This is a genomic window from Brevibacillus sp. AG (assembly GCF_028369215.1).
GTDB classification, from domain to species: Bacteria; Bacillota; Bacilli; order Brevibacillales; family Brevibacillaceae; genus Brevibacillus; species Brevibacillus porteri.
Map to the genome: position 1 here is coordinate 299324 of NZ_JAQMYO010000005.1, position 17361 is coordinate 316684.

The window sequence follows — 17361 nt, forward strand, 5'->3', positions numbered from 1 at the left end:
GACCCAGACGAAAATGAAAGATCGGAATGTCATGATATAATAAATGGATAAATGTAGAAAGCGGGATTCGGGATGGAAGGTATATCTTCTACGGCTATAAAGCCCTTATATAAACAAATAGCAGTGCAAATCGAGCAAAGAATCAGCAGTGGTGAATTCGGTCCTGGCAGCTATTTGCCCTCGGAGCGCACCCTGGCCAAGGAACTGAACGTCAACCGTTCGACCGTCGTCGCGGCATACGATGAGTTGCAAGCAGCAGGTATGATCGAGCGCATTCAAGGAAGTGGTACTATTGTCAGCCAAGATATTTGGGGACTCGCACGGACACGCGTTCCGAACTGGCGTCATTTGACGGAGTCAGGGTCGTTTCGCCCGAATTTACCGTTGATTCGCAAAATCCGTCGTGAAACACAGGAAAATGAGTTGATTGATTTGGCGAGTGGCGAGCTCTCGACCGATCTCGTCCCCAATCAAACACTTCAGCAGCTCATGACCCCCGATGACTTCCCCACTCATCTCGGCTATGAGCATCCGCAGGGCAATTGGGCTTTGCGAGAGACATTGAGTCTCCATATGAAAACATGGCGAAGCATCGCAGCACCTGCTACCTCGATCATGATCACGTCAGGAGCGCAGCAGGCTCTTCACCTCGTCGTTCAATGCTTGTTAAAGCCAGGAGATGCGGTAGCCATTGAGGAGCCGTCTTACTGTTATTCCTTGCCGCTTTTTCATTCCGCTGGCTTGCGTACCTTCTCACTGCCTGTCGACCGGGACGGAATCGACCCAAAGCACTTGGCACAGCTGCACCGCCAGCACCGCATCAAAATGGTTTTTCTCAATCCGAATTATCAAAACCCGACAGGGACACTGCTTTCATTAGAGCGTCGCCAGGAATTGCTCGCGTTCTCCTATGAAAACGGGATTCCGATCATCGAGGATGATCCATATAGCTTGACCAGTTTTTCAAGAGAGCCCGTCCCAACCTTAAAATCGCTGGATCAACACGGAACAGTACTCTACATCAGCTCTTTGACCAAAATCGTAGCCTCAGGTCTGCGGATCGGCTGGATCGTAGGGCCGCCTACTGTCATGGAAAGACTGGCAGATGCGAAACAGCAGTTTGATTTTGGACACAGCATTTTTCCGCAATGGCTCGCGAATCGCTTTCTCGGATCACCTCAGTTTGTGAGTCACATCGATCTTCTGCGAACAGAGCTATCCTTGCGGCACGATCAGCTTGTCTCCTCGCTTCAAGACAAGTTCGGTGACCAAGTAGAAATGGTCGGTTCAGAAGGAGGCATTCACTTGTGGTGTAAATTCAAAGGGGAATGGAGCGGCGAAACTCTTCTCACAGAATCAGTCAAACGGGGAGTTGTCTTCGTTCCGGGACATCTTTTCGGGGCAGAGCAAGGATATGTCCGCTTCACCTTTGGCAGAGCTACCACAGATCAGATCCCTGAGGCAGTTTCGCGCTTAGCGGATGCATTCATGGCAAGTGGATGGGCAAAATAATCCCCAAGTGGATGGCAACATTTTTGTACGGTCGGTATATGATCGAAGTAGGCTACCGTATGCATCCTCGTGTATATCCAGCAGGATGACTGTGCCATACAGAAAGGACTGGCTGTTATGAGTATTTTGCCTTTCATTATTGCTATTATTGTACTTGTTCTTATAGGTCTGGTCGTTACGATTAAAATCGGAATTAACCCATCTGAATCCAAAGTACGAGGCTTTAAACAACGCTCCCGCAATTTGTTGATCATTTACGGCATCATTACGATCGCTCTGGTCATTGCACTGTCAGTCTTTCTCTACAACAACCTTTGATCAATCCCGATCGCAACATGACATAAATAAGACGCCGTCTGCCTTGTACAGGTATGACGGCGTTTTTGAATCGAAGGAAGTCCTTCGTCATGTGTGTTTAGAAGATGATACCTTTTTTACACGACTTTCCTCGCTACATTGGCTGCTTGTAACCCCCGCTGTCCATTCACAATCTCAAAAATCACCTGCTCGCCTTCCTCCAAATTCCGGTAACCTTGCCCCGTGATCGCAGAATAGTGTACGAATACATCAGGTCCTCCATCGCGCTCAATAAACCCATAGCCCTTTTCTTTGCTGAACCATTTTACTTTCCCTTGAATCATTGTGTTTCCTCCCTGTAATCAATGCAGCTCTTACGCTTACCTCATCATATGCGGATGCGAAGTCAGTGGATATACGGTAAAATAAATAAAGTAAGAATCGTCACGCCAGAAAGGAGTGAACCACATGAAAAAAGTTTTGATTGTTGCATGCGCGCTGCTGCTCACTGCCTGCTCCGAAATATCCGAAGGCGTCCAAACCGCCCAGCAAGCAGTAGAAACAGGACAGCAAGCGATTGAGACAGGCAAACAGGCTGTCGAAGCGGGACAACAAGTTCTCGAAGCCGGCAAGCAACTGGCTGAGTCTGAAGTCGCCAAACAACTACAAACATACCTCCAGCAAAAATACGAATCCTCTGAGGCATTGCGTAATGCCATGTTCAGCGGAGATGGTCAGTTGCTCGTGGAAGAATTGCAAAAGACCGAGCTAGCGAACTTCAGCTTTTACAAATCTGACATGTTTGGTGTTGAATATACAGGCACGCTCTCTGCCGATGGTACTTTCAAAGTGCTTAAGCACGATTTGAACAATCAGGGTGCGGAGCCTACTGTCGTAAAGGAATTCAAAGTAACACTCGACGGAAACGGTCAGGTTCAAGTACAGTAATTTGGAAAACATTTCAAGAAAAGCCTGCGATCAATCTTCGCGGGCTTTTTCGTGTTATTAAAAAACTTTTTATTGAGGCTCTACATAATTTTCTGTGTTTCCTTATAGATTTTTATAATTGGGCATGATAACGTGTAAGATGTTCATATAAAATTCATAAATACTAAACACAAAGAGGTGATGCCAATGAATATGCTGCTCGCATCTATTATTGTGTACATGGCAGGTATGCTGTTAATCGGCTATTATGCCTACAAACGTACCTCCAATCTGACTGACTATATGCTTGGTGGTCGATCGCTGGGTCCAACTGTAACCGCTCTCAGCGCGGGTGCATCCGACATGAGTGGCTGGTTGATGATGGGTTTACCAGGTGCCATGTTTGCCCAAGGTCTTAGCGCATCATGGATTGCGATCGGTCTGACTCTCGGCGCTTATGCCAACTGGCTGTACGTCGCTCCCCGCCTTCGTTCGTATACGGAGGTTGCCAACAACTCGATTACGATTCCTGCTTTTTTGGAAAATCGTTTCGGAGATGCGTCTCGGATGCTTCGTCTTGTCTCGGCTCTTGTTATTATGATCTTTTTTACTTTTTACGTCTCATCTGGTCTCGTTTCTGGAGGCGTGTTGTTTGAAAACACCTTCCACCTGAGTTATCAAACCGGACTATGGATTGTCGGATTGGTCACCATTGCTTACACATTGTTTGGCGGCTTCCTCGCTGTAAGCTGGACGGACGCTGTACAAGGACTCATTATGGTCATCGCACTCATTCTCGTTCCGCTTGTGACCGTTCTTACCGCAGGCGGATTGGGAGAAACATTTACGGAGATCCACGCTGTCGATCCCTCTTTGCTCGATATTTTTAAAGGGACGAGCCTGATCGGCATCATTTCCTTGTTTGCATGGGGACTCGGCTATTTCGGACAACCGCACATTATCGTTCGCTTTATGGCGATCACGTCCACGAGTGAGATCAAAAAAGCACGCAGCATCGGTATGGGCTGGATGATTTTCTCCGTCGCTGGCGCCATGCTGACAGGTCTGGTCGGTATCGCCCTGTACTCCAAGCAAGGCTGGACGTTGAGCGATCCTGAGACGATCTTCATCCAGCTGGGTACGATCCTGTTCCATCCACTCATTACCGGCTTTTTGCTGGCGGCGATTTTGGCAGCAATCATGAGTACGATTTCCTCTCAGCTGCTCGTCACGTCCAGCTCCTTGACCGAGGATATTTACAAAACCTTTTTCAAGCGTTCTGCCACTGACAAAGAGCTGGTCACGATTGGCCGCCTGTCCGTCTTGCTCGTATCTGTCGTCGCCTTTTTACTCGCCTTGAATAAAAATGACACGATCCTCGATCTCGTCGGATATGCGTGGGCCGGATTCGGCGCTTCGTTTGGGCCTGTCATTCTGCTCTCCCTCTATTGGAAGCGCATGAACAAATGGGGTGCTCTCGCGGGTATGGTCGCTGGCGCACTTACCGTTATCATCTGGACTCGTTTTGATGTACTGAAGGACTTCCTTTATGAGATGGTTCCCGGCTTTGCCATTAGCCTGCTCGCCATCGTAGTTGTCAGCCATTTGACCAGCAAGCCTTCAAATGAAGTAACCTCTCAGTTTGATGAGTACCAAAAAAGCATGAAATAATCCTTGCCGATAAATGCCAAGCAGCCTATGCGCTGGACAACTGCCCTGTCCCACGCCATAGGCTGCTTTTTTCTGTTGAAACGATTTGGGACCCTCATCGTAAATCATCCATAACCCCACAAAAAGGAGGGACAAAAAACGAATGATGATGATGTCCGGCTTGATTATTGGCGTATCCCTTTTGATTTTTGGCATGCTCGGGATGGCTTGCTACCGCTTTTTTGTGCAAAAGAAACCAGTCGAGCATTACTACACCCCGCTAGATCGCGTGTTCGGGCAAACGCCAGTTGAATTCCATGAGCAAAAGATCGAAAAGAAAGAATCAGAGGAAAAAGAAGGGGATGACAAGGATAAGAACGAGAAGATTCGGCAAAAGCGCAGATCATAATGAAAACCAAGCTTCTGCCAAACGACCGATTCCTACCGCAATGTCTTGTTCCTCCACTCCGCCAAATCCAACGATGATTCGCGGTCGTGCATTTGTCGGATCATTGGCCCAATTATGGCCGCTCGGATAAACGCGAACATCGGCCGCACGCGCCAGGTCGATCAGCTCCTTCTCCGTTCGGGAAGTATCTACCTCGAGCAAAATATGCAGCCCTGCTGACTGTCCCAAAACTCGGACTTCCCGGGGCATGTAGGTCTGTATCGCCCGAAGCAGTGCATCGTGCTTGCGGTGATAGACGGTGCGCATTTTTCGGACATGCTTTTCCCAATATCCTTTATGCATGAACAACTGCATACTTCGTTGCAAATGGCGGGAAACCGGAGAAGGATACGCCTGGAATGCTTCCAAATATCGCCCGAGCAACTGCCTCGGAAGTACCGTATAATCCAAGCGAAGTGCTGGAGAAAATGCTTTGGAAAAATTGCCGATATAAACAACACATCCGTCCCGATCCATCCCTTGCAAAGATGGCGTAGGGTGTACATTGTAGCGGAATTCGCCATCGTAATCATTTTCGATGATGATTCCGTTCTTTCTCTTTGCCCATTGCAGCAATTGCTGACGCTGACCGACTGGCATCACCATCCCATACGGAAATTGATGGGCAGGCGTCGTGTACACGACCGTTGCTTTGCTTTTCTCCAAAGCTTCAATGGACAGGCCCTCTTCCGCTAGCGGGATGGGCACGACCTCATAGCCGTGATGGGAAAAGACGATCCGTGCATCTGCATAGCCAGGCTCCTCGATCGCCACCACACGATGCCGATCTGCCAAGAGCAGACATAAAAAGCTGAGAGCCTGCTGTAATCCGGTGCCGATGATGATTTGCTCAGGCCGACAAATGAGCGTACGTGCTCTGCGCAAATATGTACTGAGCTCTTCTCGGAGCTCCCACTCTCCTTGATCATCCCCGTAAAAAGAAAAGTCCTCCGGATAGATATCTAGCGCTTCCAGCATGCAAGAACGCCATGCAGCGTAAGGAAAGGACTTCGTATCGATGACAGAGCCATGAAAGTTGTAGCGACAGGTGAGATGCTCCCCTTTTTTCTTTTTCAAGATGGACGAATACAAGGCAATTTCCTCATCCTGATCCAGTGGCTCTGACCATCTCTCGATCTCGGCAGCAAAAAAGCCGCTCCGCTCCCGGCTCACGATGTAGCCTTCTGCGAGCAGTTGCTGATAGGCTGCCTCAATCGTATTTTTTCCGACTCCGCTCGCTTTCATCAACTGACGGATCGACGGCATCTTGGTTCCGGACCGTATCTCTCCTGATGCAATCCGTTTTCTCAATTGCTTGTATAGCTGTTGATACAGAGGTTCTTTGCTCTGTGCATCCATGATCGGCATGTACTCCATCAGCGGCCCTCCAATCTGTTCCCATCTAACTCTTTTAAACTGTCACTGTGTATAGGAGCAGTTCTCTTTTACAATGATTGTACCAGATTCACCCATACGAAAGGAGAACAAGTCATGCGTATTCATTTGCAAGGAGAAAAGGTCGTTCTGCGGGATATTCGAGCAGAAGATTTGGATACCATCTACTATTGGAAGTACGAAGCAGAGGATCGTGAACATCTCAATTGGAATGGCCCCTACAAACCTCTTGATCCGTACACAAAAGAAGAGTATCGCGACCTCCCACGCCATCAGGAGTCTCTTGCTCTCGTTGGGACAGGTGCACCAAGAACCGAACTGATGATTGAGATTGACGGCGAGCTAAAGGGCAGTGTCGGTCGCTACTGGGTATCTGAGGAGACGAACTGGTGCGAAATTGGAATCGTTATTTATGACTCCCGCTATTGGCAGAATGGTTATGGCCGGGAAGCCTTTCGGATGTGGATCGATTACTTGTTCACCCACATGGATACTGTCCGTTTAGGCATTGGTACGTGGTCCGGCAACGAACGGATGATCAAGCTGGCTGCTCACATGGGAATGGTGGAAGAAGCGCGAGTACGCAAAGCAAGGATTGTACGCGGTGAATATTTCGATGCGATTAAGATGGGGATATTGCGAGAGGAATGGGAGAATCGGAAATAAAAATATTTATAACAGGAATACACAGATAGATCTTATTGCCTATAAATACTTCCAGTATTCGCAACTTTCTATCTATGACTTGTGACCAATTCCAATCCGATATCTCAATGTGTGGGTATTATTCCCTTTTTATATATAGATTGGATATCATTCATCTTTTTTCACCATGAGCATCTTCCATCTGTATAGGAAACTGCCTGTGAGGAGGAGACTGAATGCCACATATTGAAGATATCACCGTCCAAAAGTCGAATGCCGAACGCAAGAGCTACGTGGTTGTTGGTGCCATTTTATCGTGCAGCAGCGGAAGTCAGTTAAGTCGGCTAAAAATGCCCTTCAGTCATGGTGTTTTTGTAAAAGGCAAGCCGCAAATGAACATTATGGACTTCGTTCCAAACGTCAATATCATGTCATTTGGAAAGTGCAATAACTTGAAGAATCCCGCCGTCGCTTCTGCCACCGCAGCTAATAATGGTGTACTAAAGCCGATGCCGTGCACACCTGTGATGAACATGCCATGGATAGATGGCAAACCGGACAAAATGGTCGGTGGACACCCCGCATTGTTGAACAAATCCACAAATATGTGTTTCCATTGCGGACTCATCAAGATTGAAGACGACGGGCAGGATTTGGGTGGTGTTACGACAGGGCATCGGTCGTCAGGAAATAGTGGACCACCAGCCGCCATTTTTGGACAAGGAGCAGCTTGCGAGAAGCCACAGGAAAAGCCAACCATGTGGGACAATTTCGTCAAAGGAATATCAAAATTGGGAGACGTTCCTGCTGACATGCAAAAAGCGGCAAGTGAACTGCCTGGGGCCCTAGAAAAAGCTGCAAATGATTTGCCAAAAGGTTTTCAGAAGGCGGCAGAGGGTTTACCTAAGGGCGTGAATGTGTTTGTAAGGGAAGGCTATATTGAGCCGATGCAAGAGGACTTAAATACGTTGCGGGACGATAAAATCAATATCGCGGATGGACTTGCAATCGGTGGGCTTGCCCTGCATGCACTTACGCTTGGGAGAAGTAAGAACATCGGAAAAATAGTGGAAACAGCAAGAAAAGGAAATAAAAGCAAAGGTTATGGTCTAACAAGAAACACTAGTCAATCTTCTGATTCTATTGATCCAGTTAAATTTGATAGGATGAAAAAAGCTTTTGAAAAACAGGGTGGTGTCATTGACCAATCTGAAGAAGCTATTAGATATTTAGATTATCGTGGAGCAGAAGCTGTGACTTGGAACGAAAAGACAATCCAATTGAGGCAGAATCCTACAACATCAGCAGTATTTGAAGAATTTATTCATACTGCACAATACAGAGCAGGCAAAATTCCTGATCAACGGCCAAGGACAGTACTAACAGTTGAGATTGAAGCGCTGAAAAATTAATTAAATTTAGAAAGGTTTACGGAATTCCTAATATCGAAACTACAGCTACTATAGATAGATTAAGGAAAATGAGAAAAGAATTTAAGACATTAGAGGACTGAGGCGAAGAATATGTTTTCTATTGAGGTAAAAGCAGCGTTTTATATTAAGGTAGCAAATATTGTCGCAATTGAAGGGAAACCACATGGTAACCTTAGCTCTAAGATTTTATATGATGCTAATGATAAGTTGAAATTATACAATGTTAAGGGAGTTGCGTTAGTCAATAGGACTGAGTTCATAAGTCCAACTGAATCAATAACAATTCAACTTGAGCCTGGAGATTATCGGGCTGAGGATTTAATAGGGAAGACACTAGTCAACTTGAATGAATCGTAATGGTGAAGTATTGCATGTATTCATTATTTAATCGGCCCTCTACTATCTCCTATACTGAATAATTTCCTTTCTTTACATGTAACATGCTCCACTTACCATCTTAAAAAGAAAAAAGGGCAATCCCCTCGTCTTTAAAAGACCTGGGAACTGCCCTTTTCATTTTCCCACCAAACCGGAACTACGCCAACTCAGCCGCTACACGACTCACTTTTGCCACCAGCTCGTCGAGATCAATGTTCATCTCCAGAGCTGCAAACAGACCTGTGAAATACTCGTTGATCTGGTCGATGACGCGATTGCGCTCATGCGCCACCAGCTCTTGGAACAGCGTAGAAAACTGCTCATCCAGCTGCTTGTTTCCGATTTCTACATACCCGCTCACTGGTTCTTGCATGCGCTTTTCCAGTTCTTCACGCATTTTCACTTTGCCATCCTGCTCGAAAAAGTCTTTGGTGTTCTTGAACAAGGAAATCGCTGATGCAAATGCAGATTCGGCTACTGGCAGTTCGTTAGCAAAGGACAGTGTTTCCACCTGTCGCTGCTGATATGGTGCCAAGGTCAACCCTGCTGCGTAGCCTTGTGCATCCTTTTGCCACGCTGCAACAAGTGATGTCCCCTGCTTGTTCGTGAATTTCTCCAAACGAAGGGTAGTCGCTCTCAGTTCCTGCGCCAAATCGTAGCTGATCGAACGCAGAAGATCAGTCAAGCATCCTTGCAGTGCTTGCTTCATGTTGCGTCCATCTTCCTTGATGACAGCCGGGTTAAAAGCGAGATTGAACAATTCGTTGAATCGGAAGAACAAGCGCTGGCGAACGTAGTAGAGCAGCTCCTCGCGCTCTTTTGCCAAGTCACGCTCGAACGAAGCGGTAGACAGTGCTTCAACAGCTGATAGAGCCTGTGTCTTGGCTGTGCTTGCTGCTTCTTTGCGCAATTGACGCTCGTCTTCTCCGGACTGTGCCATACGCATGAATTCTGCCAAGGTATCGTGGGCACGACGGATTTCACCGATTGCAGCATTCACAGCAATTTGCGTCAGCTCTTCAATCGTAAAGCGGAGGAACTCTGCTTCAAACGAAGCCATTCCCGAGAATTTGAATGCTTCATCTGCCGGCATCAGCGGCTCGCCTTCAGCCGTATTCGTGCGCTGGCGGTATACTTTCTCCGCAGAAGCTGCCAGCTTGCCTTTTTCATGCATCCGTGCCAACAGAGCAGTCTGGCTGGACACTGGATAAATACGTGGGAGACGAATGCCGCACGAGAGGAGGTTTTTCTCTACGTGGGTAAGGACACCCTGCAATTCTTCTTCATTCGCTGCGAGGTCACAAGCATTGACGATAAAGAACATTTTGTCCATTTCAAACGTATCCTTGACGCGCCCCATTTGCAGCAAAAATTCGCGATCAGCCTGTGCAAAGGCATGGTTGTAATACGTCACGAACAGGACCGCATCCGCGTTTTTCATGTATTCGAACGCCACACCTGTGTGACGTGCGTTAATGGAGTCAGCACCAGGGGTATCTACCAGAACAATTCCCTGATCAGTCAATGGACAAGAATAGAACAGCTCGATGTACTCTGCGAAACAAGCTTTTTCTTCCTTTGCCACAAACCCTTTGAACGCTTGCATATCAACCAGCAGCTCGCCGCCCAGATGAGCCGACATCTCTGGCAACCCCTTTGTAACAGCTTTCAAAAAGGTGTAATGCGGTTTTGCCGTCGGAGGGATTTGGGCGACGTCGATCTTGCCCAGCTCTGCCAGTGCCCCTTCGAGATCAGTAGCGATCATACCAAAGACAGCAAGGGAACGGATCACGTCCTGCTCAATGGCTTCACGCTCTTTCATGACGACACGAACAGTGCCATGCGGGTGTGTATCCGTAGGCGGCATGATTTTGTTGATCGCTGCTGTTGTCGGGTTCGGTGACACTGGCAGCACGAGATCGCCCATCAAGGCGTTCGCAAAAGACGATTTCCCTGCACTGAATGCACCAAACAGTGCGACAGTAAAACGATTGGCTGTCAGGCGATCTGCTCGATCCAGCATCGCTTGTGCCTGTGCTTGCATTCCTGGTACGGTAACGACTTCTTCACTTGCGCGCCGCAGACGCTCTGCTGCCGCAATTAGTTTGTCTCGTAGTTGATTCATGCTACTTGTTCTCCTCCACGCATAATCGCCAACAGACGACCCTTGGTTTCTTCTTCTCTCGCTGCCAGTCCTGCCAGCTTTTGATGCAGCGCAGCCATATCACGCAATACGCCAAGGCGCTCGCCTTGAGCTGCACTTTCTACACGCACCTGCTCCTTGATCATCTCAACCACTTGTGCAATAAAGGAGAGACCCACGCGTCTGTACTCCAGCTTCATCCCGTTGGAAATATCCGCACAGTAGTTCAGAACGTACTCACTCGAGGCAGCACCCTCTTTGATGTGCTTGCTCAGGAACTCGCCCGTAATCTCGATCTTGGTGGCGTGAACGCTGGCGTGATATTCTTCGCTCCGCAAATCAAACACTTGCGGCTGCTTGCCGAGCCATTCTTTGAAATGGAAGTCGAGATTTCCCGCCACTTTTTCGCGGAACTCGACGAGAAGGGCTTCTTCGCGACGTGCGCGTTCTTCCTCTGTCTTCTTGCCTGCAAACAACAACCCCACCTTGAAGCCTGGTTTGCGGCTCTCCAAGTAGCTTCGTGCTGCTTCATTCGTGCTGAAATAAGTCAAACGAGCATTGTCCAAAAGTACACTCAGCTCTTTTTCCATCTGCATTCGGGCATCCTCGGCACGCTGTTCTAGAGCCGCTGCTGTCGCTTCCTCCTGCTCAAGCGCTACCTGCACAGCCTTTGCATTACGACTGTCGATGCCTTCTACTTCCAGACCATCCAGCTGGGCTTCCCACTGCTGGCGTTGATCTGCCTGGCTTGTTCTTACTACTTGGATATGTTCGTCGATCAAATGCTCGGCAGCACTGCGAACGCTCGTGCCAACCAGCTTTTCACGATCAGCGATCAACTGCGCAAGCATGCCCTTGAATTCCTCATACATGTTCTCAGAATGATCTGGTTCCGCAAGCGACGTGTAAAAAATACCATCCGGATGGATGTTCCAGGTCGCAAATGCCTCCTCGACACTTTCCTTATAGCTATCAAAATCCAATTCGAAATCAATATGTTTATCGATCATGTTCACAACCAGATAGACTGGCTTGCCACGGTCCTTCAACGTCTTCGTAAAGTTGAAGTTCTCTTCGGCTTGAACATGGTTATAATCCATCATGTAAATGACGACGTCAGCCAAATGCAGCGCAGACTCCGTAGCGATTTTGTGTGCCGCATCCGTGGAGTCAATGCCCGGTGTATCGAGCAAGCTGGCGTATTCGTCAAGGAATGTTCCCGGATAGGAAACCTCTACGGATTCTACCGTATCTCCGTCAACAGCAAACTGCTTGAGCTTCTCCATCTCCGTATCTGGATCAAATGTAAGGACTCCGCTGTTCAGGGTGAAGACGCGAGCCGCTTTTTCTCCGCCGCGAATCTTAACAACATTCGCACTGGTCGGAATCGGATTGGACGGTAGCAAATTGACACCCAGAAGCGTGTTAATCATCGTTGATTTTCCAGCGGAAAAATGTCCGCAAAACGCAATATTCAGCTCAGCGCGCTTTGTTTTCGCAGCCAGTTGAATGAGCTTGTGAGGCGTAGTTTCGTCTCCCTGCGATTTCATGACTTCCGCGAGTTCTTCCCATGTATGTGCCAGTCGGGAAAAGTCCGTTTCCCGGATCAATACTTGACTGTCAAGCACTTCTATTCCACCCTTCTCCATCTTTCCTACTCTCTCTACTAATTCCTGTTCATGAACTTCCTTATTTACTACACTCTATTCTACCATGCCGAATGTAACATAGGTCACAGATGAGTTCAATTTAAAACTATGAAAGATTTAGCATTCGCCTATTCTTCCGCATAATTTTCCTCTCATCTGGAAAAAATCGCACTAACATGATATTCGTATTCTGAACGGGAGGAACTTCAAATGATGCGCAGATTTTTGTCCCAGCGTCGCCAAAAGAAAACTCCCTCTCTTATCGCACAGCGTTTGCAGCAGCGAAATGATCCTACGCTTACGCTATCGACCAGTTTGCAGCAAAACATGGAGACGTTCAAGACCGTGCTGGGCAGCCCACACGATTTATTAATTCGTTCCTTTACGATCGGCAACACCAAACATTCCTGTGCCGTTATTGCCATTGATGGATTGGCGAACTGCGACATGCTGGATACGCAAGTCCTCGGACAAATCCAGTTGATGATCTCGACTGCTTCCAAAGTAGTACCGACTGAACCAGATGAGATTGTCCGGATGCTTTATGAAGAAGTCCTTTCTGTCGTTGAAATATCGAAAGCAACGGATTTGACAAAAATACTCGAAGGCATTCTTTCCGGGGATACAGCCATTTTTGTGGATGGATCGACCGAAGTCATTATTGTCGACAGCAAGGGATGGAAAACTCGCTCCATTGAGGAGCCGGTCTCCGAAGGCTTGGTTCGAGGTCCGCGGGACGGCTTTACGGAGAGTATCCGGGACAACACTGTTCATATACGCAGACGTATCAAAGACCCGAACTTGCGCTTTGAAGGGTCCATCATAGGCAGACGCAGCCGAACAGATGTGATCATCGCCTACATTGAAAACATCGTTGATCCAGAACTACTGGATGAAGTGAGACGGCGAATTTCTACGATTGATGTTGACGAGATAGAAGAGTCTGGTTTTATTGAGCAATGGATTGAAGATGATTTTCTGTCGCCTTTTCCGCAGATTCATAATACGGAGCGTCCCGACAAAGTCAGTGGAGCATTGTTTCAAGGCCGCATTGCGATATTGGTGGACAGCACTCCCATGGTGCTCATTTTGCCTGTGACAATTGGCTTGCTCCTGCATTCACCAGAGGATTACTACGAGCGTTGGATTGTTGGTTCATTAGCTAGGCTGTTGCGGTATTTGGCAGCTTTTCTGGCCGTCTATTCGCCCGCTTTCTATATCGCTCTCGTCACCTTTCACCCTGGCTTGATCCCGTCTGATCTCGCCTTCTCGATTGCAGCCACACGTGATGGAGTTCCGTTTCCGGCCTTCGTAGAAGCGATCATGATGGTGACGACGATGGAGCTGTTGCAGGAAGCCGGAATACGCTTACCGAAACCGATCGGCCAGACCATCGGCATCGTCGGCGGTCTCGTCATCGGTGACGCAGCGGTTTCTGCGGGCATCGTCAGTCCTGTCATGGTCATCGTCGTCGCCCTCACTGCTATCGCTTCTTTTGCCATCCCTTCTTATCACCTTGCCATCGCCTTTCGAATGATTCGTTTTTTCGCCATGCTTATGGCAGCCATTTTTGGTATATATGGCGTGGTGTTAAGCTTGATTGCCATCATGATTCATTTATCCAATCTGACTAGCATCGGGTACCCTTATTTGGCGCCTCTTGCTCCACATATGCCGAGGGATTGGAAGGATATGATTTTGCGCGCACCTGTTACCTTTTTGAAAACCCGACCAGATGCCCTTCACACAAAAGATGAAAACCGAATGAATACAGGAGGGTCGTAAGTGAGTGCACAAACCTTGGCGGAGAAAATGATCAGCAAAAATCATATGGGGATTAACATTGCCTCAGTCACAATCGGCGTCGGCATCCTGACTTTTCCCCGCTCCTTAGCCAAGGCAACCGGAGCATTCGATGGATGGATTTCCGTCGTGATCAGCGGTCTTTGTGCGTGCCTGATTGGCTGGCTGCTTGCCAAGCTGGCGGCTCGGTTTCCGAGAAAAACCTTCTTTGAATACAGCTCGATCATTGCGAGCAAACCGATCGCCTACATCTTGACCTCTCTCGTCTGTATTTACACGATGCTATTTGTCTCGTTTGAAATCAGGGCAATCGGAAACATCGCCAAGCAGTACCTGTTCTACAATACCCCGGTGGAAATGATCACGCTCTCCTTTCTCTTGATCGTTCAATATTCCGTGGTTGGATCACGTATTGCCATGCTGCGGCTCAACCTGCTGTTTTTGCCTGTGGTTCTTGTCGTCATGTTCATTGTCTTGCTTTTTACGACTCAGTTATTTGAGGTCGAAAATATACGTCCCTTCTTCTCTTCGGACTGGCGCTCTCTCTTGGCAGGTTCCAAAGATGTCGGGCTGTCTTATTCCGGCTTTGAAATCATTCTTTTCTATACCATGCTGATGAAAAATCCCCAAGAAGGTACACGGGCTGTTACGTTAGGTCTTTCGATCCCTATTCTGCTCTACATGACCATCTACATGTTCATCATCGGTGTATTCTCTGCTGACGTTGCAACGAATTTGACCTATCCAACCATTGAGCTGGCAAAAGAGGTAGAAATCCCTGGGGGCTTTTTTGAACGGGTGGAATCCATTTTCTTTACCATCTGGATCATGACGATCTTCAACACTTGTGCAATGTGGCTCGATATTACGGTGCTGAACTTGTCGTCCATGTTTTTTAATGTGCACAAAACCGTGTGGGTCCTGATCCTCTCTCCCGTCATTTATTTTGTCGCGATGCTTCCACAAAACCTGGTCGACTTCTTTACGTTCGCTGACAGTGTCACCTATTTCGGGATCGGTGTCGTCTATTTATGTCCCATATTGCTGCTCATAATCGCCATTTTGCGAGGTGTCAAAAGCAATGAATAGACGACTCATTGTCTGTAGCATCTGCTTGCTTCTTTCCACACTGCTAGCTGGATGCTGGGATCAGGTTCAAATTGAGGAACGAGGATTTGTGGTAGGTGTAGCGATTGATAAACCTCGTACAAAAGAAGCTGAGCAGCAAGCCAAACAAGAAGCTCCAGACAAACCTCAAGTAAAAGAACGCTTTCTCGTCACACATCAATTCGTCGTCCCCGGTGGATTGATCTCCGGCGGCCAAGGAAGCGGTGGTGGTGGTCAAAACACAGCCAATGAGGCTTACCACAACCTCATATCCGAGGGGGATTCTCTTTTCGAGATTTCCCGCGAATTGGCTACTCGGACCAGCAGAACTCCGTTTTATCAGCATATGAAAATCCTGATCGTCTCCGAAGACGTCGCCCGTACGAAAAACGGTTTTGCCAGAGCACTGGATTTCTATCTGCGTGATCCAGATTCCAGACGAAGCAGCAAGGTATTTATCTCAAATGGTCCTGCCAAAGAAGTACTGGAAGTCAAACCGAAAACAGAGAAGCTGCCCGCTATTTACGTCAACTCGATTGGAGAAAACGTCAATAAAAATTCCCGCATGCTTCCAGAGGTCCGATTGGGCGATGTCCACGAGGAGCTTCTCAGTCCGTACAGTTTTGTGGTTCCGCGCATCAGACCTGAAGAGCAGGAGGTAAAATTAGCAGGTGCGGCTGTTTTTACTCATGACAATCAGATGATAGGTTTTCTCGGGGAAGAAGAGACGGAGGGACTGAATTTTCTCACGGGAAAAGTTAGCGGAGGGATGGTAAAAGGCAAGTTTAAAAACAACCTTGTCTCAATGAACATCCAAGGAATCAAGCATAGTATTAAAGCAGATTTACGCGATCGGCAGCACATGAAATTCACGATAGAAATCGAATGTGAAGGCACATTGGCCGAGTCTTACGCCATAATGGATTCCTTAAATAACACGGCAATGGAGAAGCTTGAAAAAGTGTTTGCCGAAGAAATTGAGCGAATGAGTAATGACACCATCAGGAAGGTCCATAAGCAGATGAAAGTGGATGTCATCAAGCTTGGCAGCTATCTGAAGCAGCATCATTTCTCGCTATGGAAAAAGATTCGGCAGGACTGGGAAACAGGGCAGCGTCTGTATGAAAAAAGTGAGATAACCATTCAAGCAAAAGTCTATTTACGCAATATCGGTGCGATCAACCGTACCGAACGCCAAAACAACAGGTGATCCCATGTTCAAATTTTTAGGCGTAGTCCCTCCGTATTTGACCTTCACAGGGACGGTCTTGGCGTTTTTGATTCCCTATCTTTTTTTTAAAATCAATAACAAGATTCACGAGCTGGGCGATCCGCCGTGGAAGAAACGCAATGACTCCAATTCGTAACAAAACCTCTATCAACGTCAAAAAGGGGCTTACTCAGTATTTCGAGCAAGCCCTTTATTCCTTCTTTTCCTATTGTTGTGCCAGCAAATCAGCAAACGCTTTGGCATACGCAGGCAAATCAGGTGGTCTACGGGAACCCACAATGTGACCGTCTACCACGACCTCTTCATCTACCCAAATCGCGCCTGCATTCTCCATATCATCTTTAATGCCTGGCGTCGATGTCGTGGTTACCCCACGCAAAATTTTTGCGGAAGCAAGCACCCAACCCGCATGGCAAATATGCCCAATCGGTTTTTTCGCCTCGTGCATCGCAACCACAAACGACAGCACTTCCGGATAGCGGCGCAACTTGTCAGGTGCCCACCCTCCTGGAACGAGTACACCTGCATAGTCGGCAGGATCGACCTCTGCCATCGCTTTGTCAGCCTCACACGGTACACCGTATTTCCCTATGTAGACGTGATTCGCCTTGGGGCCGACGAAATGGACGCTAGCGCCTTCCTCTCGCAGTCTCATCACTGGATACCAGAGCTCGAGATCCTCAAATTCACTTTCGACGAAGCAAACCACTTGTTTTCCTGCAAGTCTCAACGTTCTCGCCTCC

15 protein-coding genes and 1 pseudogene are annotated in these 17361 nt (G+C 47.8%); 11 read left to right on the forward strand and 5 right to left on the reverse strand.

Translation table 11 applies throughout. The annotated features are described in order from the left end of the window. Positions 1-72: 72 nt before the first annotated feature. On the forward strand, positions 73-1512 hold the full coding sequence (gene pdxR, locus POF51_RS15290) for a MocR-like pyridoxine biosynthesis transcription factor PdxR (RefSeq protein ID WP_271755684.1): 1440 nt from the start codon (positions 73-75) through the stop codon (positions 1510-1512). A gap of 117 nt (positions 1513-1629) precedes the next feature. Beyond that, positions 1630-1830, forward strand: coding sequence for a hypothetical protein (locus POF51_RS15295; protein ID WP_007728714.1), 201 nt, complete (start codon positions 1630-1632; stop codon positions 1828-1830). A 116-nt stretch (positions 1831-1946) separates the two neighbouring features. Here the strand turns inward: POF51_RS15295 and POF51_RS15300 are convergent, their stop codons facing one another. After that, entirely contained in the window at positions 1947-2153 is a 207-nt protein-coding gene (locus POF51_RS15300; RefSeq protein ID WP_069847928.1) for a cold-shock protein, read from the reverse strand. A 124-nt stretch (positions 2154-2277) separates the two neighbouring features. On the opposite strand from POF51_RS15300, the gene POF51_RS15305 reads away from it, so the two are divergent. The 3 genes from POF51_RS15305 to POF51_RS15315 all read left to right on the forward strand — a co-directional run bounded on the left by POF51_RS15305 (position 2278) and on the right by POF51_RS15315 (position 4795). Then, entirely contained in the window at positions 2278-2757 is a 480-nt protein-coding gene (locus tag POF51_RS15305) for a hypothetical protein (RefSeq protein WP_017250677.1), read from the forward strand. Between the two features lie 186 nt (positions 2758-2943). Next, the gene (gene putP, locus POF51_RS15310) at positions 2944-4407 is read left to right on the forward strand and encodes a sodium/proline symporter PutP (RefSeq protein WP_170831593.1); all 1464 of its coding nucleotides are present in this window, start codon (positions 2944-2946) and stop codon (positions 4405-4407) included. Between the two features lie 142 nt (positions 4408-4549). Next, positions 4550-4795, forward strand: a complete 246-nt coding sequence (locus tag POF51_RS15315; protein WP_271755685.1) for a DUF3951 domain-containing protein — start codon at positions 4550-4552, stop codon at positions 4793-4795. Here POF51_RS15315 and pdxR (POF51_RS15320) read toward each other — a convergent pair. Continuing rightward, complete coding sequence (gene pdxR / locus POF51_RS15320) at positions 4790-6211, reverse strand: MocR-like pyridoxine biosynthesis transcription factor PdxR (RefSeq protein WP_271755686.1); 1422 nt, start codon at positions 6209-6211, stop codon at positions 4790-4792. The two genes, POF51_RS15315 and pdxR (POF51_RS15320), sit on opposite strands and share 6 nt — an antisense overlap. Positions 6212-6325: 114 nt before the next feature. Here pdxR (POF51_RS15320) and POF51_RS15325 point away from each other — a divergent pair, with 114 nt between their 5' ends. Together POF51_RS15325 and POF51_RS15330 are read left to right on the forward strand one after the other, a co-directional pair. After that, positions 6326-6895, forward strand: coding sequence for a GNAT family N-acetyltransferase (locus POF51_RS15325; protein WP_069847938.1), 570 nt, complete (start codon positions 6326-6328; stop codon positions 6893-6895). Positions 6896-7110: 215 nt separating this feature from the next. After that, positions 7111-7530 (forward strand): annotated as a pseudogene (locus POF51_RS15330) (DUF4280 domain-containing protein); the annotation flags it as partial. A gap of 1312 nt (positions 7531-8842) precedes the next feature. Here the strand turns inward: POF51_RS15330 and POF51_RS15335 are convergent. Together POF51_RS15335 and POF51_RS15340 are read right to left on the reverse strand one after the other, a co-directional pair. Then, positions 8843-10810, reverse strand: a complete 1968-nt coding sequence (locus POF51_RS15335; protein ID WP_271755687.1) for a dynamin family protein — start codon at positions 10808-10810, stop codon at positions 8843-8845. Then, complete coding sequence (locus POF51_RS15340; protein WP_069847944.1) at positions 10807-12477, reverse strand: dynamin family protein; 1671 nt, start codon at positions 12475-12477, stop codon at positions 10807-10809. The genes POF51_RS15335 and POF51_RS15340 overlap by 4 nt, the downstream gene beginning before the upstream one ends. A 210-nt stretch (positions 12478-12687) precedes the next feature. On the opposite strand from POF51_RS15340, the gene POF51_RS15345 reads away from it, so the two are divergent. The 4 genes from POF51_RS15345 to POF51_RS15360 are packed head-to-tail and all read left to right on the forward strand — an operon-like array spanning position 12688 to position 16754. Beyond that, on the forward strand, positions 12688-14262 hold the full coding sequence (locus POF51_RS15345; RefSeq protein WP_017250685.1) for a spore germination protein: 1575 nt from the start codon (positions 12688-12690) through the stop codon (positions 14260-14262). After that, positions 14263-15369 carry a GerAB/ArcD/ProY family transporter gene (locus tag POF51_RS15350; protein ID WP_069847946.1) on the forward strand — a complete coding sequence of 369 codons (1107 nt, stop codon included), beginning with the start codon at positions 14263-14265 and terminating at the stop codon, positions 15367-15369. Beyond that, entirely contained in the window at positions 15362-16597 is a 1236-nt protein-coding gene (locus POF51_RS15355) for a Ger(x)C family spore germination protein (RefSeq protein ID WP_017250687.1), read from the forward strand. The genes POF51_RS15350 and POF51_RS15355 overlap by 8 nt, the downstream gene beginning before the upstream one ends. A 4-nt stretch (positions 16598-16601) precedes the next feature. Continuing rightward, positions 16602-16754, forward strand: coding sequence for a hypothetical protein (locus tag POF51_RS15360; protein WP_167403199.1), 153 nt, complete (start codon positions 16602-16604; stop codon positions 16752-16754). 69 nt (positions 16755-16823) lie between these two features. Here the strand turns inward: POF51_RS15360 and POF51_RS15365 are convergent, their stop codons facing one another. Continuing rightward, entirely contained in the window at positions 16824-17348 is a 525-nt protein-coding gene (locus POF51_RS15365) for a type 1 glutamine amidotransferase domain-containing protein (protein WP_069847950.1), read from the reverse strand. Positions 17349-17361 lie beyond the last annotated feature (13 nt).

What these genes read in the sequence shown, in the direction of transcription:
- POF51_RS15335 (WP_271755687.1), bottom strand. Translation starts at nt 10,810, where the DNA reads ATGAATCAACTACGAGACAAACTAATTGCGGCAGCAGAGCGTCTGCGG.
- pdxR (WP_271755686.1), bottom strand. Translation starts at nt 6,211, where the DNA reads ATGGAGTACATGCCGATCATGGATGCACAGAGCAAAGAACCTCTGTAT.
- POF51_RS15340 (WP_069847944.1), bottom strand. Translation starts at nt 12,477, where the DNA reads ATGGAGAAGGGTGGAATAGAAGTGCTTGACAGTCAAGTATTGATCCGG.
- POF51_RS15295 (WP_007728714.1), top strand. Translation starts at nt 1,630, where the DNA reads ATGAGTATTTTGCCTTTCATTATTGCTATTATTGTACTTGTTCTTATA.
- POF51_RS15325 (WP_069847938.1), top strand. Translation starts at nt 6,326, where the DNA reads ATGCGTATTCATTTGCAAGGAGAAAAGGTCGTTCTGCGGGATATTCGA.
- POF51_RS15300 (WP_069847928.1), bottom strand. Translation starts at nt 2,153, where the DNA reads ATGATTCAAGGGAAAGTAAAATGGTTCAGCAAAGAAAAGGGCTATGGG.
- POF51_RS15345 (WP_017250685.1), top strand. Translation starts at nt 12,688, where the DNA reads ATGATGCGCAGATTTTTGTCCCAGCGTCGCCAAAAGAAAACTCCCTCT.
- POF51_RS15355 (WP_017250687.1), top strand. Translation starts at nt 15,362, where the DNA reads ATGAATAGACGACTCATTGTCTGTAGCATCTGCTTGCTTCTTTCCACA.
- POF51_RS15360 (WP_167403199.1), top strand. Translation starts at nt 16,602, where the DNA reads ATGTTCAAATTTTTAGGCGTAGTCCCTCCGTATTTGACCTTCACAGGG.
- pdxR (WP_271755684.1), top strand. Translation starts at nt 73, where the DNA reads ATGGAAGGTATATCTTCTACGGCTATAAAGCCCTTATATAAACAAATA.
- POF51_RS15305 (WP_017250677.1), top strand. Translation starts at nt 2,278, where the DNA reads ATGAAAAAAGTTTTGATTGTTGCATGCGCGCTGCTGCTCACTGCCTGC.
- putP (WP_170831593.1), top strand. Translation starts at nt 2,944, where the DNA reads ATGAATATGCTGCTCGCATCTATTATTGTGTACATGGCAGGTATGCTG.
- POF51_RS15315 (WP_271755685.1), top strand. Translation starts at nt 4,550, where the DNA reads ATGATGATGATGTCCGGCTTGATTATTGGCGTATCCCTTTTGATTTTT.